The sequence below is a fragment of the Enterobacter cloacae complex sp. ECL72 genome (assembly GCF_019056635.1).
GTDB lineage: Bacteria > Pseudomonadota > Gammaproteobacteria > Enterobacterales > Enterobacteriaceae > Enterobacter > Enterobacter hormaechei_C.
In genome coordinates, this window is the sequence record NZ_CP077659.1 from 1,207,569 (window position 1) to 1,229,435 (window position 21,867).

Sequence of the window (21,867 nt, forward strand, 5' to 3'; positions counted from 1 at the left end):
GCTATTAACGCCTGAGGTTATCGTTTGCCCACGACACCGCCTGCGTGCGATTTTTAACAGCTATCTTTTTGAAAAGATTATAAAGATGCGTCTTAACCGTATTTTCGCTGATAAATAACGAACGGGCGATTTCAATATTTGAAGCACCAATACGCAGTTTGTTCAGGATCTCTTTCTCACGGTGCGTCAAAAGTGCAGATTCTGAACTGTTATAGCGATAATTTCCGGAGTGGGTAATGAGGTAGCTGGCCAGTTTTTGCGAGAAATAACACTCCCCCCGCAATATGCCCTGCAAACCCTCCACGACACGGTTTTCTTCTTCAGTGACGTAAAACACGCCGTTAATATGCGGCCAGCTCTCAATATCGCGGAAAGGATACTCATCAGGCGTATTTAATAACAATACGCGGATATTATTGTTTTTCCTGCTTAAATTATCCTGCCAGTAATGGACCAGTTTTTTATCCGCTTCCATCATATCGAGAAGAATGATGCTGCCAGGAGCGATATCATCAAAAGAACGTTGAATATTATGCAGTTTCCCGTTAAGCGAGAGGCATTGTTTTAAATGCTGCAATAACGCTGTCGCTTGTAGGGAAGGTTTTGTGATCAACAATAATGTATGACCGGGTAAGCTATGGACTTCATTAAACATGATGAAACCCCACGTTATTTATGACACCCGGCAGCTGCCCTCGTATTATTGAAAAAGGCACCAGAAGTACTGACAGGTGTGGCACTGCTGTGTGTAGTTAAAAAACCTTCCTCCAAAGGAGGCGGTAAAATTAAAAACAAATAACGTACTGCTGTTTTCAATCTAGCTATTGCAAACTTTAAAGCAAGTGTTAATCATGTAACAGAATGTAAAATTCGATATTAAGTTGTGTATTTTGCAGGGTAAATAGATTTTAAGATAAGGGGAAAGTTGTACAGGTGTATAAACGTGCATAGATTTTGAAAGTCATACAATATATTATAAAGAATTGAATTATTGAGCTTTTAATTATTGTAAGCCAGCCGGTAAAAAGTATGAACTCAGCTAAAAAGTTAAGACTTCTCTAAGCTGGAAATTTTTCTTAAGAAAACTTGCTTCGTGTCACGCACCGGGCAAAAGACATTGCCATGTTTGTCTGTAGAAGCCGGTACAGGTTGGACAGCCTGTCTCGCTGTTGTCCAGGCGCTCAGACAAGAATTTATTTCTGCATTAGTGGTGTGTCGCGTCGTTTCAGGCGAGATTTACGACTTTGAGGTGAATGAGCATATAAAAATAAGGCACACGGGTGAGATATTAAATATGTTTCGGCAGACATACTCTTTTCCGTAACGCGGCGTTAACAAAACGAATCGCGTTAACGGGTAAAGACATACCTATTTTATAGCCAGGTCCAGGGTGACAGCATGAAAAACAAAATGTTGTTTATGATGTTTACATTACTGGGTGCGCCTGGGTTTGTAATCGCAGGTGATTCAGATTTAGCCAGTTCTGAATATAATTTTGCGATAAATGAATTAAGTAAAGCTTCATACAATCAGGCAGCCATTATTGGTCAACAGGGCTCAGGTAATAATGCTGATGTACGCCAGGGCGGTTCTAAATTGCTGTCCATTATTTCCCAAGAGGGCGGGAATAACCGCGCGCATGTTGATCAGTCAGGGACGTATAACCTTGCTTATATCGATCAGACCGGTAACGGCAACGATGCGAGTATTAAGCAGGGCGCTTTTGGCAACACCGCCATGATTATCCAGAAAGGCTCGGGTAACAGGGCGAATATAACGCAGTATGGTACGCAGAAAACAGCAGTTGTAGTACAGAGACAGTCGCAAATGGCTATTCGCGTTATTCAACGCTAGCGATGTGTGACGCCTTAATCAATCCGATGGGGGTTTACCATGAAACTTTTCAAAGTGGCAGTTATTGCAGCAATCGTAGTTTCTGGCAGTGCTTTCGCAGGTGCGGTACCACAATTTGGCGGCGGCCACGGTGGTGGCTGGGGTGGCGGCAATAACGGCCCTGACTCAACCCTGAGCATTTACCAGTACGGCGGCGGTAACTCCGCGCTTGCTTTGCAGACGGACGCCCGAGATTCTGAATTGACCATTACCCAGCACGGTGGCGGTAACGGCGCAGATGTTGGTCAGGGCTCTGATGACAGTTCTATCGATCTGCTGCAAAAAGGCTTTGGTAACAGCGCCACCATCGACCAGTGGAATAGCAAAGACTCTGTTATCAACGTGAAACAGTTCGGCGGCGGCAACGGCGCGGCGGTAGACCAGACAGCGTCCGGCTCAACGGTGACTGTGCACCAGGTTGGCTTTGGCAACAACGCGACCGCACATCAGTACTGATTCAATTCTGTACCAAAAAACAGGGCATGTGCCCTGTTTTTTTTCGGGAGGATCTCATGAGCACCTTCATTCTCCTTGCTGCGCTTGCCAGCCAGATAACGTTCAGCACCTCACAGCAGGCAAATATGACAACCATTATTCCTCAGGTCACGCTGGCAGACGCCTGCGAATGTCAGGTTGAGGTGTTATCTGTCCGACAGGGGCAAGCGGGACAAAGTACATCGCGGCAGAAAAATACTCTTTTTATACCCGCTAATCAGCCGATTGATTTAACGCGAATCAGTTTAAATATTCGTTCAGGGGATGCGGTAAAAATAATCGTCACCGTTTCCGATGGAAAATCGCTTCATTTATCACAGCAGTGGAACGCACCGGTAAGTACGCTTTAATAATTCATGAAATCAATGATTTAATAAAGTGGCGGCGCTGCACAGGTAAGCTATGCTGATATCAAGAACCCAGTCATCGGGTTGCTTAAATTGATACGTCATAACGGAGCGTTTTTACCCCTCAAGGACGAATTTCATTGAGGAGTACAAATAATGTTCAAATCCGCAGCGTGTATTATTTCTGGTCTGGGACTGATCCTGTCCTCTTTTTTATCTCCGGCTTATTCAGCAACTATAGAAAATGGTGGGGTGATTCATTTTCGTGGCGCGGTGGTCGCTGACCCGTGCGAAGTCACGCCCCGGCATCAGCAGTTTGCGATCTCCTGTCCGGAAAATAACCGTATGAAAACGCATACCATCAGTTATGACGAGGCGCTCCGGGGCCATCATCCTCATTCAGCTCTGGCCGCTGTCAGCATGAAATACCTGAATGAACAGAAAACGCTTGCGGTCGTTCAGGTCGATTACCGATAACCGACGTTTTTTTCACGGCAGTTTTTCTCCTTCTCCCTCTGCGATACACTGATGAAAAAGGCGGGTTGCAGAGGGTGTTTATGAGACCGCAAATCGACGTTATTCATGGCGATATCACGACGGTACACGTTGACGTGATCGTCAACGCAGCCAATTCCTCCCTGATGGGTGGGGGCGGGGTGGACGGTGCCATTCACCGGGCCGCAGGCCCTCAACTCCTTGAAGCATGCAAAACCGTGCGTCAGCAGCAGGGAGAGTGCCCGCCGGGGCATGCTGTTATTACGCTTGCAGGCGATCTCCCGGCCAAAGCGGTGATCCATACCGTTGGACCCGTCTGGCACGGTGGCGACCGCCATGAGGCTGAGATTCTGGAGCAGGCGTATCGGAACTGCCTGCGGCTTGCGGCGGATAACGGGTATAAGACCATGGCGTTCCCCGCCATTAGCACCGGCGTGTACGGTTATCCAAAGGAAGCGGCAGCTACAATCGCCGTGAATACCGTTTATCACTACCTTTCCCTCAAACCCATGCCGGAAAAAGTCATTTTTGTCTGTTTCGATGAGCACACCGCCGACCTGTATCAGCGGATTTTGACCGCGCGCAGCCAGGCATTTTGATGTCTGAAGTGCAAAAACGGCGCCCTGGAGGCGCCGTTTTGTTATCCCGCTTTAACCTGAGGTTTGCCTGAGAACAGGAAACGCAAAAGCGGGATCCGCAGATGGATTTCATACAACACGATGGCAATGCCAACCACAAAGACCAGGCCGGTGAAGAAGCCCAGCGCATTCGAGGCGATATGCGGCGTTATGTACGCCCCGAAAAACAGCGTCAGCGGATGGTGAACCAGGTAGATAAACAGCGAAGCATTAACGAAATAGGTGACGCGACTGGATTTAAAATTCAGCAGACGATGGCCAAGGGCGAACACCACGTTAACCATCCACAGGCCCATCAGCATCGTTATCACGCTCTCTGTCTCATACATCCACGCGTCCCCGCTGCCATAGCGCTGATTGAGAAGATAGGCGGCAAAGGCCAGCGCAGCACCCACCGCACACCAGGGGGAAGGGGTGGTAAACAGCGCTTTAAGCCGAGGATGAATAAATGCCAGCGCCCCAATCAGGAAGAAGGGAATGTAAAACAGGGTCTGCATCACCACGAAATTAAACAGCCCATCGCTCAGAATGGGAGGGTAGACAATGAGCAGGGTACGCCTGACGGCGGCATACGCGACCCCCAGCGCAAGAAACAGCAGAGACAGCTTGCCCAGGGTGATGTTGGCGAAGAAGGTCGAGGATGCGGTGCTCGCACGCTGGCGCAGCTGGCTGAAGATCAACAAACTCACCGTGGTTAGCACCACCAGTACCAGCAGGAACCAGAGGTGGGAAATCAGCTCCCAGACCAGGGTGTTGTATTTCTCATAGAAGGAGAGATTCGGCCAGTTTTCCGCCTTGCCTTTAACATGCTGCAACATGATGAACTGCGGCAGCGTCAGCAGCGGAATGGCCGTCAACATCGGTATGCCCACGCGCTCCACGCGCACTTTCCACCATCGTTTGAGGGGATAGCGCAAGAAGAGCATGTAAGAGAAATAACCGGAAATGACAAAAAACACCTGCATGCGGAAGGCATGGATAAAATCATTAAACAGCGTCAGCCACCAGGAGGGCATCTGGCTGTTCACGTGCCAGGTGTGGCTGGAATAGATCAGTGAAATATGAAAAGGGATCCCCAATAGCATGAGCCATGCGCGGATCGAGTCGAGGAAATATTCACGTTGTACAGGGGTTGTGCTCATATAACTTTGCGCATTCTCAGACTTTTCGCCTTATCCCTAAGGCTCATAATGGTTACATTCGGAGCCAACCCTACACCAAGACCGACACCCTGTCTCCAGGATAAGCACGCAAAGTGAAAAGCGGGTTCTTTCATTTGCTTAATCCATGAGCCAGCGAGCTGAACAAAGCAGTGATAATGTTGTCGGATTGCCTGAGTTTCCATTAAAATGGATCGGATCGATATAAGCACACAAAGGGGGAAGTGCTTACTTATTATGAAACATAAACCACAAATGATGAAAATGCGTTGGTTGGGTGTAGCAGTGCTGTTGTCACTGTATACCTCATCTGCACTGGCCTTTAACATCGATGATGTCGCAAAACAGGCTAAATCGATGGCGGGCAAGAGCTACGAAGCGCCAAAAAGTAACCTGCCCTCCGTTTTCCGCGACATGAAATACGCGGACTATCAGCAGATCCAGTTCAATCACGATAAAGCGTACTGGAACAATATTAAAACCCCGTTCAAGCTTGAATTTTACCACCAGGGTATGTACTTCGACACGCCGGTTGCCATCAACGAAGTGACGGCGACCGCGGTACGCAAAATCAAGTACAGCCCGGATTATTTCAATTTTGGCGATGTGCAACACGATAAAGACACGGTAAAAGACCTCGGCTTCGCAGGCTTCAAGGTGCTTTATCCGATTAACAGCAAAGATAAAAACGACGAAATCGTCAGCATGCTTGGCGCCAGCTACTTCCGCGTGATTGGCGCGGGGCAGGTGTACGGGCTTTCTGCGCGCGGTCTGGCAATTGATACCGCGCTGCCATCAGGTGAAGAATTTCCACGTTTTCGCGAGTTCTGGATCGAACGTCCAAAACCAACCGACAAACGTCTGACAATTTATGCGCTGCTGGACTCCCCTCGTGCGACAGGCGCTTATCGCTTCGTGATCATGCCAGGGCGTGACACGGTGGTTGACGTACAGTCTAAAGTTTACCTGCGCGATAAAGTGGGCAAACTGGGCGTCGCGCCGCTGACCAGCATGTTCCTGTTCGGGCCGAACCAGCCCTCTCCGGCGACCAATTTCCGTCCTGAACTGCATGATTCCAATGGCCTCTCCATTCATGCGGGTAACGGCGAGTGGATCTGGCGTCCGCTGAACAACCCGAAACACCTCGCCGTCAGCAGCTTTGCGATGGAAAACCCGCAGGGCTTTGGTCTGCTGCAACGTGGCCGTCAGTTCTCCCGCTTTGAAGATCTGGATGACCGCTACGATCTGCGTCCAAGCGCCTGGGTTACGCCGAAAGGCGACTGGGGTAAAGGCAAGGTTGAGCTGGTTGAAATTCCAACTAACGATGAAACCAACGATAACATTGTGGCGTACTGGACACCGGATCAGCTGCCGGAAGCCGGTAAAGAGATGAACTTCAAGTATGCGATCACCTTCAGCCGTGACGAAGACAAACTGCACGCACCGGATAACGCGTATGTAATGCAGACGCGTCGTTCGACGGGTGACGTGAAGCAGTCCAACCTGATTCGTCAGCCGGATGGCACGCTGGCATTTATCGTGGACTTCACCGGGCAGGATATGAAAAAACTGGCCCCGGATACTGCCGTGACGGCACAGGCCAGCATTGGCGATAACGGTGAAATCGTTGAGAACGCCGTGCGTTACAACCCGGTCACCAAAGGGTGGCGTTTGACCCTGCGCGTGAAGGTGAAAGATCCGAAACAGACCACTGAAATGCGCGCCGCGCTGGTCAGTAACGATAAGCCGCTGAGTGAAACCTGGAGCTATCAGCTACCTGCCAATGAATAATACATCTGAATATATTGATGCCATGCCGCTGACGGACATTGAAAAAGCGGCACTCCCTGCGAGCGACATCCGCGCGGTTCACACCGCGCTGGATGGTGAACATCGTCACTTTTCCCGTGATGATGATACGCCGCTGGGGTCAGTGAAGGCACGTCTGGAGCAGGCATGGCCGGACTCGCTGGCAGAAGGGCAGCTAATCAAGGATGACGAAGGGCGTGACCAGCTACAGGCGATGCCGAAGGCCACGCGTTCCTCCATGTTCCCCGATCCGTGGCGCACCAACCCGGTGGGCCGCTTCTGGGATCGCCTGCGTGGGCGTGACGTGACGCCGCGCTATCTGTCACGTCTGACCAAAGAACAGCAGGCATCCGAGCAGAAATGGCGTACCGTGGGAACGATTCGTCGTTACATTCTGCTGCTGCTGACGCTGGCGCAGACGGTTGTCGCCACCTGGTACATGAAAACCATTCTGCCGTACCAGGGCTGGGCGTTGATTAACCCTGCTGACATGATTGGCCAGGATATCTGGGTCTCCTTCATGCAGCTGCTGCCGTATATTTTACAGAGCGGCATTCTTCTGCTGTTCGCGGTGCTGTTCTGTTGGGTCTCCGCCGGGTTCTGGACGGCGCTGATGGGCTTCCTGCAACTGCTGATGGGGCGTGACAAATACAGCATTTCCGCGTCGACGGTCGGGGATGAGCCCCTCAATCCTGAGCATCGTACCGCGCTGATCATGCCTATCTGTAACGAAGACGTTGACCGCGTATTCGCCGGGCTGCGTGCTACCTGGGAGTCCGTGAAGGCGACCGGTAACGCGGCGCATTTCGACGTCTATATCCTGAGCGACAGCTACAATCCGGATATCTGCGTGGCGGAGCAAAAAGCCTGGATGGAACTGATTGCCGAGGTGCAGGGCGAAGGGCAGATCTTCTACCGTCGTCGTCGTCGTCGTGTTAAGCGTAAGAGCGGAAACATTGATGACTTCTGTCGTCGCTGGGGTAACCAGTACAGCTACATGGTGGTACTGGATGCAGACTCCGTGATGAGCGGCGACTGCCTGAGCGGGCTGGTCCGTCTGATGGAAGCCAACCCGAACGCGGGAATTATTCAGTCCTCGCCAAAAGCGTCCGGTATGGACACGCTGTATGCGCGCTGCCAGCAGTTTGCGACCCGCGTCTACGGGCCGCTGTTTACTGCCGGTCTGCACTTCTGGCAGCTGGGTGAATCCCACTACTGGGGCCACAACGCCATTATCCGCGTGAAGCCATTCATCGAGCACTGCGCCCTGGCGCCGCTGCCGGGTGAAGGGTCGTTTGCCGGGTCCATTCTGTCGCATGACTTTGTGGAAGCCGCGCTGATGCGTCGTGCAGGGTGGGGAGTCTGGATTGCCTACGATCTGCCTGGCTCGTATGAAGAGCTGCCGCCGAACCTGCTGGATGAGCTCAAACGCGACCGCCGCTGGTGTCACGGTAACCTGATGAACTTCCGCCTGTTCCTGGTGAAAGGGATGCACCCTGTTCACCGTGCGGTGTTCCTGACGGGCGTTATGTCCTATCTGTCTGCGCCGCTGTGGTTTATGTTCCTGGCGCTCTCAACCGCGTTGCAGGTTGTGCATGCCCTGACGGAGCCGCAGTATTTCCTGCAACCGCGCCAGCTGTTCCCGGTGTGGCCGCAGTGGCGTCCGGAGCTTGCGATCGCGCTGTTCGCGTCGACCATGGTGCTGCTGTTCCTGCCTAAGCTGCTCAGTATCATTCTGATCTGGTGCAAAGGTTCGAAGGAGTACGGTGGTTTCTGCCGCGTGACCCTTTCACTGCTGCTGGAAGTGCTGTTCTCGGTCCTGCTGGCGCCGGTGCGTATGCTGTTCCATACGGTGTTTGTGGTGAGCGCGTTCCTGGGATGGGAAGTGGTGTGGAATTCACCGCAGCGTGACGATGACTCTACGCCGTGGAGTGAAGCCTTTATGCGCCACGGCTCTCAGCTGCTGCTGGGCCTGGTGTGGGCCGTTGGTATGGCCTGGCTGGATCTGCGTTTCCTGTTCTGGCTTGCGCCGATTGTGTTCTCGCTGATCCTGTCGCCGTTTGTATCGGTGATCTCCAGCCGTTCCACGGTGGGCCTGCGTACCAAACGCTGGAAGCTGTTCCTGATCCCGGAAGAGTATTCTCCGCCGCAGGTGCTGGTGGATACCGATACCTATCTGGAGCAGAACCGCAAACGCACGCTGGATGATGGCTTTATGCATGCCGTGTTTAACCCGTCATTCAACGCGCTGGCAACCGCGATGGCGACGGCGCGTCACCGCGCCAGCCAGGTGCTGGAGATCGCCCGCGATCGCCACGTTGAGCAGGCGCTGAACGAGACGCCAGAAAAGCTTAACCGCGACCGTCGTCTGGTGTTGTTGAGCGATCCGGTGACGATGGCACGGCTTCACTACCGCGTGTGGTCCTCTCCGGAGAGATACTCTTCGTGGGTGAACTACTACAAGGACGTGAAGCTCAATCCGCTGGCCCTGAAGGCGAAGTAAGTTGTTAAGTAGGGCGGGTAAGCGAAGCGCCACCCGCCAAATAAAATACCGGCATAATCGCCGGTATTTTTTTAGAGGTCAGAAATGAAAGTAATCATTGTCGTCATGATGGCATGCCTGCTCAGCGGTTGCGGCAGCATTATCAGCCGCACCATCCCCGGGCAGGGCCACGGGAATCAGTACTACCCCGGCGTACAGTGGGATGTCCGTGATTCCGCATGGCGCTATCTCACCGTGCTCGATCTGCCGTTTTCGCTGATTTTCGACACGCTACTGCTGCCCATCGATGCCAGCCACGGCCCCTACGAGTAGCGGTGACTTATCGCTCGTCCCATTCGTCCGCTGCGGCCTGACCCTCTTCGGTATCCAGCGGCGGTTCGAGCTGAAACTCACCTTCGTCCCATTCGTGCAGCGTATTTTCTTCCAGCCACTCCTGACGTAACTCAATTTCGTCATAGTCGCCGTCGAATACCGCCTGTGCACCTTCACCACTGAGTATCGGCAGACATTCACCATCTTCACCTTCATCAGCAAAGAATTCGGCCTGCCACATAATATCGCCGTCCTGCAGGACGTATTTTTGGATATTGAGTTGTTGCACGTCAGCATCTTCTTCCTCAACGCCGGGATTATCGGCGAGGAACTCTTCGCGAGCGGCATCAATTGCTTCTTCCAGCGTGGCGTACATGGTCATTGGTGTCTCCCTGTTTTTCGTGAAGGTATTCAGGGAAAGAATAGCTGATTATGTGATTTTGCAAGTATGAATGCGAAAATTAGCCGTCACGATGTGGTCTTATTCGCGCCGGGCGTAGCGCCCGGGATAAGCTGAGCCACGAATAAACGGCGTTGAACAGCACGACGCCTGCCGTCACGATAAAGACCGCCCGGAAACCGAAGCTGGCCGAAATCCCCGCGCCAACCAGCGGTCCGGTGACGTTACCCAGATCGCGAAACGACTGGTTATAACTGAAAATACGACCGGCTATCTGGTTGGTGGAGTTATAGACCAGCAGCGTCTGTACAGCCGGGAGTAGCGCACCATCCGCAGCCCCCAGCAGGAAGCGCAGGACGCCGAGCTGCCACGGAGACTGCACCATCGCCATGGGGATCAGCAGCAGGACGGAGACGATCAGGGCGCAGATCAGGATCTTTTCCGGGCCGATACGGTCTCCCAGCTTGCCGAGCCTCGGCGCGCTCAGTAGCGCCGCCACGCCGGGAACAGAGGCGATTAGGCCGCTGATAAAGGCGATATTACTGACATTTCCCGCCAGGTCGCGTACGTAGAGCGTCAGTATAGGCGCGATTGAACCGGTGGCCACCTGGATAATCATGGTGGTTACAAACAGGCTCAGCACCAGCTTTGGGTTTTTCAGCGAGGCCAGCACATCCCGGGCGTGCAGCATCTCTTTTTTGGCCACGGGCGTGAAATTCTCGCGGATACAGATAAGCGTCACCAGGAAGCAGAGGAACAGCACGCTGGCGGTAATGAAGAATACCGGCCGCAGTCCGTAGTGGTCGGCCAGCAGCCCGCCCGCCAGTGGGCCCAGCAGTGCGCCGCTTACGCCGCCAGTGGATAGCGTGCCCAACGCCCAGCCGCTTTTCTGGCGCGGGATTTGGGTGGCGATCAGGGCGTTGGCGTTAGGGATAAATCCCCCGAGCAGGCCCAGAAGCGCGCGTAGTATCAGGAACTGCCAGACATTCTGCGCCACCCCCATCAGCAGCATAATGATCGCCATGCCGAGCGCGGAGCGCAGCAGCATAATTTTGCGGCCTTTGCGATCCGCCAGCCCACCCCAGAAAGGCGACGCAATGGCGGAGAACAGGAACGTAATGCTGAACACCAGGCCGGACCACATATTCAGGGCGCTATGTCCGGTGACGCCGAGCTGTTCAACGTAGAGGGGCAGGAAGGGCATCACCAGGCTAAAGGCGGCGCCAGTAAGAAAACAACCCAGCCACGCAACCGTCAGGTTACGTTTCCAGTTTATGGGAGCATCTGTGGGGGACATAACTATCCGCATAATGAGGTGCAGGGCACCGTGAACAGTGAGGTAATAAGCCTGCTAATTATGCGCCCGGGGTATGATTGCCGCAATGACGGGGAGCTTTTAAAGCTAAAACAACATGCGGCCCGGAAGGCCGCACGCAGGTTAATACCGGGAAGGGACGCCCTGAGGCCGGGTTTTAAAGCGGCGATGCAGCCACATGTACTGCTCCGGCGCGAGCATAATGCATTTCTCGACAACGCCGTTCATCCAGCGGGCGGTGGTTTCTGCATCAATCAGCGGTGGCGCGAGTTCCGGCTCCAGCATGATGAGCTGATAGCCTGAACCGTCTGGTTTACGGCGCGGCACAAACGGCACGATAGCCGCTTTGGACATCCGCGCCAGCATCCAGGTCCCGGTGGTCGTCGCTGCATCTTCCACCGCAAAGAACGGGACAAACACGCTGGATTGCGGGCCATAGTCATGATCCGGGGCATACCAGACCACTTCACCTGCTTTCAGGGCGCGGATCATCCCTTTCAGGTCTTTGCGATCGATCATGCTTTTATTGGAGCGCATGCGTCCGTTGGTCTGGATCAAATCGATCACCGGATTATCGTTAGAACGATAAACGCCTATACCCGGCGCCTGCATGCCGAACATGCGCGCGCCAATTTCGAGCGTCAGGAAATGAACGCCAATCAGCAGGACGCCAGTCTGGTTGGCCTGAAGAGTATGCACCGGCTCCATGCCGGTCCCGGCCACTTCCGTCCAGCGCGCCATGCGTTTATCCGACCAGAACCAGGCCATACCGGTCTCCATCAGCCCCATGCCGACAGATTCGAAGTTTTTAATCACCATGTCGTGGCGCTCAGATTCACTCATCTGAGGAAAACAAAGCTCAAGGTTACGATACGCGATCCTGGCGCGACGCTTCATAAACTGCTGAGCAATGCGGCCCAGTCCTTTACCCATGCGGAAAATGACGGGATAAGGCAGCTGTACAATTAGCCACAACAAGCCAATGCCTGACCATGTTAACCAATAGCGGGGATGCAAAAGCGCGGCAGTAAATTTCGGTAACTGGGTCATGTCTGTCCTGTGTTCTAACGTCCTGAAAGGATATTGTCTCATTTTTTAAGGCATAGCCAAAATGTCTGTCATCGAAACATGAAAGAATATGCAAATGTTAAGTCTGATTAATCAGGTTGACTGAAATGTAGCGTAAATTGTGTGGATGTAAATTGTCTTTGTTTGCTATATCATGCCGACCGATTTTTATTTCTCAACGATTGCAGGACTTGTACACCATGCCAGTGTTACACAACCGCGTTTCGAATGAGATGTTGAAAGCGCGTATGTTGGCCGAAACCGAACCGCGCACAACGATCTCTTTCTATAAGTATTTCACCATCGATGATCCCCAGGCGACCCGCGATGCGCTTTACCAGGCTTTTACCGCCCTGAACGTGTTTGGTCGCGTCTATCTGGCGCGTGAGGGGATTAACGCGCAGATCAGCGTGCCGGAAAGCAAGGTCAGCGCCTTCCGCGACCTCCTTTACGGGTTTGATCCGGCGCTTAACGGCTTACGCCTGAACATTGCGCTGGATGATGACGGTAAATCATTCTGGGTGCTGCGCATGAAGGTGCGCGAGCGTATTGTGGCGGATGGCATTGACGATCCGAGCTTCAATGCCGCTAATGTGGGGGAGTACCTGAAGGCCGCTGAAGTGAACGCGATGCTCGACGATCCGGATGCGGTGTTCATTGATATGCGTAACCACTACGAATATGAAGTGGGGCACTTCGAGAATGCGATGGAAATTCCTGCCGACACCTTCCGCGAGCAACTGCCAAAAGCCGTTGAGATGATGCAGGAGCATAAAGACAAAAAGATCGTTATGTACTGCACCGGGGGGATCCGCTGTGAAAAAGCCAGCGCCTGGATGAAGCACAACGGGTTTAATAAAGTCTGGCACATTGAGGGTGGGATCATTGAGTATGCCCGTCGCGCCCGTGAGCAGGGTTTACCGGTGCGTTTTATCGGTAAGAACTTTGTGTTTGACGAGCGTATGGGCGAGCGAATTTCAGAGGACGTGATCGCGCACTGCCACCAGTGCGGTACGCCGTGCGATACGCATACCAACTGCAAAAACGACGGATGTCATCTGCTGTTTATTCAGTGCCCTGCATGTGCCGAGAAGTTTAATGGCTGCTGTAGCGAGCTGTGCAGTGAAGAGAGTATCTTGCCTGAAGAAGAGCAACGTCGTCGCCGTGCCGGACGCGAGAACGGGAATAAGATCTTTAATAAATCCCGGGGCCGACTGAATACCAAACTGGGTATTCCGGACCCGGAGTAAAACACTGCCCGGCGGCGCGAAAGCCTGCCGGGCCTGTTTTATGACTTCTGCTGAACGCCTTCCACCGAAATAATCAACTCAACATCCTGCGATGCCGGGCCTAAATCCGTGGTGATATTAAAATCTTTCAGATGAATTTTGCCTGCGGCTTCAAAGCCAGCACGTTTGCCACCCCACGGATCGTCGCCCTGTCCAATTAATTTGGCATCCAGTGTGACCGGTTTTGTTACGCCGTTCAGCGTCAGATTACCGGTAATAGCGAGCTTATCACCGTCTTTCTTCACCTCTGTCGACGCGAAAGTAGCTTGCGGGAATTTGCCCACGTTCAGAAATTCAGCGCTGCGCAGATGTTTATCACGCTCGGCGTGATTAGTGTCGACGCTGTTGGTATTAATGGTGACGTTCACTTTATCGGCAGCAGGGTTTTTCTCGTCGAAAGTAAATGTGCCATCGAAATCATTGAATGTGCCATATAACCAGCTGTAACCCAGATGCTGAATACGGAAATTGACAAAGGCATGCTGGCCCTCCTTATCAATTTTATAGTCAGCGGCAATGGCCGAACCGGTGGTAAATAGCAGCGAACCTAATGCGATACCCAACAGGCGTTTTTTCATTTTATGCTCCAGAGTCAACTGACGAACGGCCAAGCATGCGCTTCAGCGTATCGTCTTTATCAATAAAGTGATGTTTCAGGGCCGCAAGGCCATGCAGGACAGACAGGATCACCACGCTCCATGCCAGCCACAGATGAACCACACCTGCGGTGTCAGCCTGTGAACCGGCGTCAGCCAGCGTGGCTGGGACGTCAAAAAGCCCAAACACGCTGATCGGTTTACCGTCTGCGGTCGAAATGAGATAGCCGCTGATCAGAATGGCGAACAGCAGGGCATAGAGTGCGATATGTGCGCCAACAGCGCTTATGCGGGTAAGGCGGCCATGGCTTTTGGGCGCTGGAGGGGGCGGAGAGATATGTCGCCAGATCACGCGAAAAACCAGACCCATCATCAGCAGAACCCCAATGCTTTTGTGCAATTCGGGGGCCTGATGATACCAACCGTCATAATAGCTTAATGTCACCATCCAGAGGCCGAGACCAAACATGGCATAGACGGCAAGTGCAAATAGCCAGTGTAAACACATGGATATTATTCCGTAGCGACGGGAGGAGTTACGCCATTGCATATGAATTTCCGTTCTCAAATGACTGAGCAATAAAAATGGACGGGTTAAATAAATAATGCAACTGAAAAAAATGAATAATGTTTTTTATTTAATTTATTTCAGCGAATTTGAATGTGTTTCCGCAATGTATTTCAATCGCTTCGTTCAATAAATTTGAGGTGACGTTTTTTAAAAAATATAAGTTAAATAAATTTAAAGGAGTGTCAATAAACGTCAACGAGAATTTTCAGAAGAATACAATATAGATAACGTCAATGATCGCCAGCAGCGACCAAAGAACAATGTAGAGCATAAAATGCTCGCGGATGTTATTGATAAAGTAATTCACCAGTCTGCGCATCATGCCTCTATCGCTAAACAGGCCCCGGTTATTCGGAGCCTGTAGAGGTATTATCGATCAAAGCGCGAGAGCGCGAAGGGCTTGAGATCAAACGAAGGCGCGATCCCCTGCGCAAACTGGGCGGCGATTTCACCTAACACAGAGGCAAATTTAAACCCGTGACCGCTGAGTCCGGTTACGAGCAGGGTGTTATCGTGTCCCGGAAGGGTGTCGATGATAAAATCTTCATCCGGGGTGTTGTCGTAGGTGCACGCTGCGCCGTAAAGCAACCCGCCTATGCCCGGCAGGATATTACGCAGGAACGTGAAGGCTTCGGAACCATCCTGCGGATAAGCACCGTAAGGCTTGCGTTCTTCCGCAGAGGAAATTACCTGTCCGCCGTTATGTTTGCCAATCTTGAGCGCGTCTTTTTCCGAGGGGAAACCGTAGAACTGGTCGCCATTGGGTAACTCGCCTGTAAACGCCGGGAATTTGTTCTGGCTGCTGTAACGCCCGTCAGACTGGAACCAGGAGAAGACTTTTCGCACCGGCTGGATGGGTAGGTCCGGCAGCAGTTTCGTCACCCACGTTCCCGCACTCACCAGCAGACGCGTGGCGGTATATTCACCTTCAGAGGTGGTGACGGTTGAACCCTCTGCATGGTGGGTGATGCCCGTGACCGGACAGTTGAACAACTGTGCGCAGCCCGCTTTGGCGGCGAGATCAATCCAGGTCTTAATGGCCGTTTCGCTGTGCAGCACGCCAGAGTTGGCTTCAAACAACCCAATGTAGTCGTCAGGGACAGAAATTTCCGGCCAGCGCGCCATGATGCCGTTTGCATCCAGACGCTCGACGTCCAGGCGGTAGGCTTTCGCGCTCTCCTCGACGGTCGCCAGAAACGTGGAGCTGGCTGGCCCCAGGTTAACGACCCCGGTGCGCTCAAAAATGCGATCTTCGGTGAGTGTGGCCAGCTCATCCCACAGCGTCTGAGCCCGAAGCACCAGCGGTACATAACGTTCACCTTCGCCGTAAGCGTGACGGATCAGACGGGTATCGCCGTGATGGCTTCCTTCAGAGTGGGGGGGAAGGTGGGCGTCAATCATCAGCACTTTCAGACCCGCCTGCGTGGCGTAATAACCGGCGGCAGATCCTACGGAGCCGCTTCCGATAATGATTAAATCGTATTTCATAGGCTTCTCTTTACTAACGCTTTGTTAGCAGAGTAATTAACTAAGTGGGCTTATACAAGAGCGAAATAAATAAGGCACCGCGAGGGTGCCTGTTGAGTGAAAAGGGGCATAAGGTCAATGCCGTTTATACTCATTTTCCTGATAGTCGCCAGATTCTATTTTTGCGATGCCTGCTTCTAAAATAGAGATAAACTGACGGGCGACGTCTGTTGTAAGCCACAGCGTCTGTCCAACTTCCGCTTCATCACGGTTTTGCTGATTTGGGGTCTGGTAGTGCAAACGCAGCATCAGCGCATCGTAGCTGTCTACGGTGCTGATATCCCAGCCAACAAGCGGATGGGTCTGGATGACTTCACTATTCTTTTCCATTATAACCCCCTTAATGCGTGTTAGAAGACAACGACTTTGAGGTTCAATGCATGTTTTTCTGAAAGCAATTTCAGTATATCAATTAATAAGGGTTCAGAAGGAAAAAATAAACGGGTAGCAACACATTTTTATGCTTTTTAGGATTGTTCGAACAATAAAACGCCATCTTGTTCACGATTTTCTAAGAAGATGCTGAAATATTTTGAACTTTCAGGAGACGAAACGAAAAAAAGCCGGGGCGACCCGGCAAAAAAACACAATGAGGGAGCAAATTTTAAGCAGTGATGAACCAGTCGTCGGCGCTTTCCCATGTTTCCTGCAAAATTTCGCTGATGCGTTCTTTGTCTTCTTTCGCGCCGCCGATGACGGAAAGATGGTTTGCTGTTGCATAACGTACCGTTACGGCACCATCGTTTTCAGGAAAAGTGCTGTTAATACGTCGGGATAGTTCACCCGCCAGAGCGTCGAGTGCGCCAGCAGGCAGGACGGTGGATTTGGCTATGGTGACTTCGATACGCATAAATGCCCCCTGTGTAATATACTGTTTATTTATACAGTTATATTGTCGGTTTGACAACAGGGGGCGCGATTTTTTTAGCGTTTTACCGTCCAGTTTACGGTTTCACCGGCCAGGAAGGGGATCAGCGTATCGTCGGTGAGCGCAATCGACGCTTCAACCTGGCTTTCTTTGCGCTCCAGCTCAATGAACGTGTCATTGACTGGCAGACCGTAGAAACGCGGGCCGTTAAGGGAGCAGAAGGCTTCGAAATGGTCTAACGCATTCATCTCTTCAAACACGGTTGCGTAACTTGCCAGGGCGGTCGGGGCGTTAAAGCAGCCTGCACAGCCGCAGCTCGCCTCTTTACGGTGACGGGCATGCGGGGCGGAATCCGTGCCGAGGAACGCGCGCGGGAAGCCGCTGGCGACCAACTCACGTAGCGCCTGCTGGTGGATGTTGCGCTTGAGGATTGGCAGACAATACAGATGTGGGCGAACGCCGCCCACCAGCATGTGGTTACGGTTAAACATCAGGTGCTGCGGGGTGATGGTGGCGGCAATCAGCTCGTTTCCATCCCGGACATACTCTGCGGCATCTTTAGTCGTAATGTGTTCAAACACCACTTTCAGCCCCGGAAGACGCTGGCGCAGCGGCTCCATGACCGTTTCGATAAAACGTGCTTCGCGATCGAAAATATCAATGTCAGCGTGGGTCACTTCCCCATGCACCAGCAGCGGCATGCCCAGTTTTTGCATACGCTCCAGAACAGGCATGATGGCATCAATACTGGTCACCCCATGGCTGGAGTTGGTGGTGGCATTCGCCGGGTAGAGCTTCGCGGCGGTAAATACACCTTCGTTAAACCCGCGCTCAACTTCATTCGGATCCAGCGAGTCCGTCAGGTAGCAGGTCATCAATGGGGTAAAATCGTGTCCGGCCGGAACGGCGTCAAGGATACGCTGGCGATAGGCAATCGCGGCCTCGACGGTAGTGACTGGCGGAACCAGGTTAGGCATAACAATCGCACGGCCATAAATTTCGCTGGTATACGGCACGACGGTTTTCAGCATGTCGCCATCACGAAGATGGATATGCCAGTCGTCTGGGCGGCGGATTTTGAGAACCTGGGATTGTACAGTCATGTAAGCTCCGGCTTGAAAGAGATCAGTCATAAGAGGGCTGTTTTTGCCGGACACAAATCATAAGCGGAAACGTTTTCGTTTGCACACTATTCCGTTAAAAAAAACGGGCGCCTGAGCGCCCGGAGTGTTTAGTCGGTGAAAGGGATGATGATTTCACCCGGTTTCACCTCTATCCCTTTGGCATATTTTTTCGCCAGAGATTCGCCTTTGCTCTTGTCTTCGCTCAGAACATAGGCAGGCTGTTGGTTAAAGTAGTTCTGCAACGACTGGTTGAGATACGGCATCAGCGTTTGCAGCACCGGTTTCATTTTTTCCGGCGTCACAACTGCATCGACGATTTCCATCTCTTGCAGGAAAATGGCCCCTTTCTCTTTATTAAAGACCGGCAGCGCCTTGAGCTTCAGCTTGATATCCGCTTTCTGATTGCCGAAGAGCGAGGTCATATCGAGGCTGGCATCGCCGGAAAGGGTGACTTTGTTAGGCTCCTCGCGCCCAATCTGGCTGGCGAGATTCGTCAGGACGATATGCGCATCCGCAAGGCCGGGCACGCCGATATCTTTTGAAAAGTTATTATGTTTTTCCAGCGCCTGATTAATTTCCTGCTCACTGACGGTGTACTGCGTAAGCTGGTTACATCCCACCAGCAGACCACTGACAATTAACGCAGCGGCAATAACGATCTTTTTCATGGCGTTCCTCAACATAAAATCGGCGCATCTGTCCTGATACGCCAGTATGTCAGGGTGATCCAACAGAAACCAGCAGAAAAAACTGATAGTGAAAGAGGGTCAGGCGCCAGGCTCCAGCATCCCGCGGGTGCTGCGTTTATCACTGAACTGCCACCAGAGGGCAATCAGCGTCATAAAGCCGACCATGCCGAGCATGACCCACGGCAGCTCCGGCTGATGGAGCGCTTTTCCGGCATCAAACAGCCAGCCGCCACCGGTGTAACCCAGTGCGCCGCCAAGCGCCAGCCCGAGACGGCTGAAGCCCATGTAGCTGCCGCGGGCCCGGGCGTCGGCAAGTGACGCGCTCAGCGTTTCACGGGCTGGCTCGGCAATGATTGAGCCAATATAGAAGGTGCAGATGAGCATAAACAGTTGCTGAAGCGAACTCACCAGGCCGATGGGCATCATGCTCAGCGTCATCAGCAACAGCCCGGCCATCAGACGGTGCTCAAGCCGGAAACGGCGCTCGCTCCAGCGGGCAATCGGATAGAGCAGCGTCAGAGAGAGGCTGGCCTCAATGGCATACATCCATTTCACCGCTGCCGGCGTGCCGGCAATATCGTTAACCATAATGGGCAGCATCAGCATGACCTGCACGGCGAGCATGTAGTAGCCGGTCAGGGTTAACACATAGGTGACGAAGCGTTTATCGCTCAGCACGCGGTCAAGCCCTTCCCGCACAGGCGCCTTCACCGTCGACAGCTTCCACGCGGGCAGAAACAGACCGTTAAACAGCGCGCAGAGAATAAACAACACCGCGCCGGTGGCGCAGACCAGGCGGAAATCGTATTGCAGCAGCCAGCTTCCCAGCAGGGCGCCCACCACCGCGCCAGCGCTGTCCTGCATCATCAAAATCGAAAAGAAGCGCCCCCGGTGTTGCGGACGGATAAGCTTAACCACCAGCGCGGTACGCGGTGGGTCGAAAAGGGTGCCGCCAATCCCGGAAAGGAAACAGGAGAACCACAGCAGCCAGGGTTCATGAGCGATTGCCATGGTGGCGAATCCCGCCGCACGTAACAGCATGCCGGTGACGATCATCGGTTTCGCGCCGAAGCGGTCGGCTATTGCGCCGCCAAACACGCCCAGACCCTGTTGTACAAACTGGCGTAGACCCAGCGCGATCCCGACCATCAATGCCGCCCAGCCCATTTGATCGACAAAACGAATCGATATAAGCGGAAAAACGACAAAAAAGCCGAGCACGACCAGCATGTTATCGACGAGCAGGAAATATTTACCCAGGCTCCTGGCCTGTGATACGCGGGACATTTTCCCTCCAGGGAAAATAAAAGGTGAGCACGCTAACATTCTGCGGTGTCGCCGGGCTTTTTCCCATACCCGCTGGCGACAATATTTTTTTATCAAAAAGGTGCTTTGATAGAGAGTTCTCATCGAAAAATGTGAAAAGCGATCAAAATGGTATGTCACTGTTTTCACAGAAGGCACAGGCGCAGGTATAGTAAAGCTAACAGGCAGAGCAGAAGCGACGGGAAGGAGTGGTAACGATGTTTGGCTATCGCAGTAATGTGCCAAAAGTGCGTCTGACGACGGACAGGCTGGTCGTTCGTCTGGTGCATGAGCGTGATGCCTGGCGTCTGGCGGATTATTACGCCGAGAATCGCCAGTTTTTAAAACCCTGGGAACCCGTTCGGGACGAGAGCCACTGCTACCCCTCTGGCTGGCAGGCGCGCCTCAGTATGATTGCGGAATTTCATAAACAGGGAAGTGCGTTTTATTTCGCGCTTCTCGATCCGGAAGAGAAAGAGATCGTTGGCATTGCCAATTTTTCAAACGTGGTACGCGGGTCGTTTCACGCCTGTTACCTCGGGTATTCCATCGGTCAGAAATGGCAGGGGCAGGGGCTCATGTTTGAGGCGCTGACGGCGGCGATTCGCTACATGCAGCGCACGCAACATATCCATCGCATTATGGCCAACTACATGCCGCACAATAAGCGCAGCGGCGATCTGCTGGCCCGCCTGGGGTTTGAGAAAGAGGGCTATGCCAAAGATTATCTGCTGATTGACGGCGAGTGGCGGGACCATGTGCTCACCGCGCTCACCACCCAGGAGTGGACCGCGGGTCGTTAAGGAGAAAAAATGAAATATCAGTTAAATGGCGCCGAAGCGCGCGTGGTCGGCTGCCTTCTGGAAAAGCAGGTCACCACGCCGGAACAGTATCCTCTGTCCGTGAATTCCGTCACGATGGCCTGCAACCAGAAGACGAACCGTGAGCCGGTGATGAACCTTGGCGAGCACGAGGTGCAGGATATCCTTGATGAGCTGGTGAAGCGCCACTACCTGCGCACCGTCAGCGGCTTCGGTAATCGCGTCACTAAATATGAACAGCGCTTTTGTAATTCCGAATTTGGCGATTTAAAACTCAGTGCCGCGGAAGTGGCAGTGATCACCACGCTGCTGCTGCGCGGGGCGCAGACGCCGGGTGAACTGCGCACGCGCGCCTCCCGCATGCATGAGTTTCAGGATATGCAGGACGTTGAACAGACGCTGGAGCGATTAGCCTCACGCGAGGACGGTCCTTACGTGGTGCGTCTGCCACGCGAGCCGGGCAAGCGTGAAAGCCGCTACATGCACCTTTTTAGCGGCGACGTTGAGCCCTCTGCGCTGGCCGTAGAATCCGACACGCCAGCATCAAACGACAGCCTGAACGCGCGCGTGGCGGCCCTGGAAGACGAGGTTGCCGGGCTGAAGCAGCGTCTGGATGCGTTACTCGCACATCTGGGAGATTAA

At 52.9% G+C, this 21,867-nt stretch carries 25 protein-coding genes; 11 read left to right on the top strand and 14 right to left on the bottom strand.

What is annotated here, in order from left to right:
• Window positions 1-4 precede the first annotated feature (4 nt).
• Window positions 5-655: a biofilm master transcriptional regulator CsgD gene (csgD, locus tag KTH07_RS05655; protein ID WP_017384754.1), complete on the bottom strand. Its 651-nt coding sequence runs from the start codon at window positions 653-655 to the stop codon at window positions 5-7.
• A gap of 743 nt (window positions 656-1,398) precedes the next feature.
• On the opposite strand from csgD, the gene csgB reads away from it, so the two are divergent.
• From csgB to ymdB, 5 genes are all read left to right on the top strand, one after another.
• Window positions 1,399-1,854, top strand: coding sequence for a curli minor subunit CsgB (gene csgB, locus KTH07_RS05660; RefSeq protein ID WP_017384753.1), 456 nt, complete (start codon window positions 1,399-1,401; stop codon window positions 1,852-1,854).
• 39 nt (window positions 1,855-1,893) lie between these two features.
• Complete coding sequence (gene csgA / locus KTH07_RS05665; RefSeq protein ID WP_003858043.1) at window positions 1,894-2,349, top strand: curli major subunit CsgA; 456 nt, start codon at window positions 1,894-1,896, stop codon at window positions 2,347-2,349.
• Between the two features lie 56 nt (window positions 2,350-2,405).
• The gene (gene csgC / locus KTH07_RS05670; protein WP_017384752.1) at window positions 2,406-2,738 is read left to right on the top strand and encodes a curli assembly chaperone CsgC; all 333 of its coding nucleotides are present in this window, start codon (window positions 2,406-2,408) and stop codon (window positions 2,736-2,738) included.
• Window positions 2,739-2,891: 153 nt separating this feature from the next.
• Window positions 2,892-3,212 carry a type 1 fimbrial protein gene (locus KTH07_RS05675; protein ID WP_017384751.1) on the top strand — a complete coding sequence of 107 codons (321 nt, stop codon included), beginning with the start codon at window positions 2,892-2,894 and terminating at the stop codon, window positions 3,210-3,212.
• 80 nt (window positions 3,213-3,292) lie between these two features.
• Window positions 3,293-3,829: an O-acetyl-ADP-ribose deacetylase gene (ymdB, locus tag KTH07_RS05680; protein ID WP_015570849.1), complete on the top strand. Its 537-nt coding sequence runs from the start codon at window positions 3,293-3,295 to the stop codon at window positions 3,827-3,829.
• A 41-nt stretch (window positions 3,830-3,870) separates the two neighbouring features.
• Here ymdB and mdoC read toward each other — a convergent pair whose 3' ends face one another.
• A complete protein-coding gene (gene mdoC / locus KTH07_RS05685; protein WP_017384749.1) occupies window positions 3,871-5,010 on the bottom strand; it encodes a glucans biosynthesis protein MdoC in 1,140 nt (379 codons plus the stop codon).
• 255 nt (window positions 5,011-5,265) lie between these two features.
• On the opposite strand from mdoC, the gene mdoG reads away from it, so the two are divergent.
• The 3 genes from mdoG to KTH07_RS05700 all read left to right on the top strand — a co-directional run bounded on the left by mdoG (window position 5,266) and on the right by KTH07_RS05700 (window position 9,652).
• On the top strand, window positions 5,266-6,819 hold the full coding sequence (gene mdoG, locus KTH07_RS05690; protein WP_015570847.1) for a glucans biosynthesis protein MdoG: 1,554 nt from the start codon (window positions 5,266-5,268) through the stop codon (window positions 6,817-6,819).
• Window positions 6,812-9,340: a glucans biosynthesis glucosyltransferase MdoH gene (gene mdoH, locus KTH07_RS05695; protein WP_003858032.1), complete on the top strand. Its 2,529-nt coding sequence runs from the start codon at window positions 6,812-6,814 to the stop codon at window positions 9,338-9,340. Before mdoG ends, mdoH begins: the two co-directional genes overlap by 8 nt.
• Window positions 9,341-9,424: 84 nt before the next feature.
• Window positions 9,425-9,652: a YceK/YidQ family lipoprotein gene (locus tag KTH07_RS05700; RefSeq protein WP_003858030.1), complete on the top strand. Its 228-nt coding sequence runs from the start codon at window positions 9,425-9,427 to the stop codon at window positions 9,650-9,652.
• Between the two features lie 7 nt (window positions 9,653-9,659).
• Here KTH07_RS05700 and KTH07_RS05705 read toward each other — a convergent pair whose 3' ends face one another.
• The 3 genes from KTH07_RS05705 to KTH07_RS05715 all read right to left on the bottom strand — a co-directional run bounded on the left by KTH07_RS05705 (window position 9,660) and on the right by KTH07_RS05715 (window position 12,417).
• The gene (locus KTH07_RS05705; protein ID WP_015570844.1) at window positions 9,660-10,034 is read right to left on the bottom strand and encodes a MysB family protein; all 375 of its coding nucleotides are present in this window, start codon (window positions 10,032-10,034) and stop codon (window positions 9,660-9,662) included.
• Window positions 10,035-10,113: 79 nt separating this feature from the next.
• Entirely contained in the window at window positions 10,114-11,349 is a 1,236-nt protein-coding gene (gene mdtG, locus KTH07_RS05710) for a multidrug efflux MFS transporter MdtG (RefSeq protein ID WP_032619940.1), read from the bottom strand.
• Between the two features lie 141 nt (window positions 11,350-11,490).
• Window positions 11,491-12,417 carry a Kdo(2)-lipid IV(A) acyltransferase gene (locus tag KTH07_RS05715; protein WP_075606869.1) on the bottom strand — a complete coding sequence of 309 codons (927 nt, stop codon included), beginning with the start codon at window positions 12,415-12,417 and terminating at the stop codon, window positions 11,491-11,493.
• 218 nt (window positions 12,418-12,635) lie between these two features.
• Here KTH07_RS05715 and KTH07_RS05720 point away from each other — a divergent pair, with 218 nt between their 5' ends.
• Entirely contained in the window at window positions 12,636-13,685 is a 1,050-nt protein-coding gene (locus tag KTH07_RS05720) for a rhodanese-related sulfurtransferase (protein WP_015570841.1), read from the top strand.
• A gap of 38 nt (window positions 13,686-13,723) precedes the next feature.
• Here KTH07_RS05720 and KTH07_RS05725 read toward each other — a convergent pair whose 3' ends face one another.
• The 9 genes from KTH07_RS05725 to mdtH form a co-directional block, all read right to left on the bottom strand.
• Window positions 13,724-14,302 (bottom strand): YceI family protein, encoded by a 579-nt coding sequence (locus KTH07_RS05725; protein WP_017384744.1) that lies wholly within the window; start codon window positions 14,300-14,302, stop codon window positions 13,724-13,726.
• Between the two features lies 1 nt (window position 14,303).
• Entirely contained in the window at window positions 14,304-14,870 is a 567-nt protein-coding gene (locus tag KTH07_RS05730; protein WP_017384743.1) for a cytochrome b, read from the bottom strand.
• A 226-nt stretch (window positions 14,871-15,096) separates the two neighbouring features.
• Window positions 15,097-15,210: a YceO family protein gene (locus KTH07_RS05735; protein ID WP_023303419.1), complete on the bottom strand. Its 114-nt coding sequence runs from the start codon at window positions 15,208-15,210 to the stop codon at window positions 15,097-15,099.
• Between the two features lie 50 nt (window positions 15,211-15,260).
• A complete protein-coding gene (solA, locus tag KTH07_RS05740) occupies window positions 15,261-16,379 on the bottom strand; it encodes an N-methyl-L-tryptophan oxidase (protein ID WP_023303420.1) in 1,119 nt (372 codons plus the stop codon).
• A gap of 114 nt (window positions 16,380-16,493) precedes the next feature.
• The gene (gene bssS / locus KTH07_RS05745) at window positions 16,494-16,748 is read right to left on the bottom strand and encodes a biofilm formation regulator BssS (protein ID WP_015570838.1); all 255 of its coding nucleotides are present in this window, start codon (window positions 16,746-16,748) and stop codon (window positions 16,494-16,496) included.
• Between the two features lie 274 nt (window positions 16,749-17,022).
• Window positions 17,023-17,268: a DNA damage-inducible protein I gene (gene dinI / locus KTH07_RS05750; protein ID WP_023303421.1), complete on the bottom strand. Its 246-nt coding sequence runs from the start codon at window positions 17,266-17,268 to the stop codon at window positions 17,023-17,025.
• Between the two features lie 74 nt (window positions 17,269-17,342).
• The gene (gene pyrC / locus KTH07_RS05755; RefSeq protein ID WP_017384740.1) at window positions 17,343-18,389 is read right to left on the bottom strand and encodes a dihydroorotase; all 1,047 of its coding nucleotides are present in this window, start codon (window positions 18,387-18,389) and stop codon (window positions 17,343-17,345) included.
• A gap of 128 nt (window positions 18,390-18,517) precedes the next feature.
• Window positions 18,518-19,078, bottom strand: coding sequence for a lipoprotein (locus KTH07_RS05760; RefSeq protein WP_017384739.1), 561 nt, complete (start codon window positions 19,076-19,078; stop codon window positions 18,518-18,520).
• 99 nt (window positions 19,079-19,177) lie between these two features.
• The gene (gene mdtH / locus KTH07_RS05765; RefSeq protein WP_023303422.1) at window positions 19,178-20,386 is read right to left on the bottom strand and encodes a multidrug efflux MFS transporter MdtH; all 1,209 of its coding nucleotides are present in this window, start codon (window positions 20,384-20,386) and stop codon (window positions 19,178-19,180) included.
• 236 nt (window positions 20,387-20,622) lie between these two features.
• On the opposite strand from mdtH, the gene rimJ reads away from it, so the two are divergent.
• A complete protein-coding gene (rimJ, locus tag KTH07_RS05770) occupies window positions 20,623-21,207 on the top strand; it encodes a ribosomal protein S5-alanine N-acetyltransferase (protein WP_003858007.1) in 585 nt (194 codons plus the stop codon).
• Between the two features lie 9 nt (window positions 21,208-21,216).
• Complete coding sequence (locus tag KTH07_RS05775; protein ID WP_023303423.1) at window positions 21,217-21,867, top strand: YceH family protein; 651 nt, start codon at window positions 21,217-21,219, stop codon at window positions 21,865-21,867.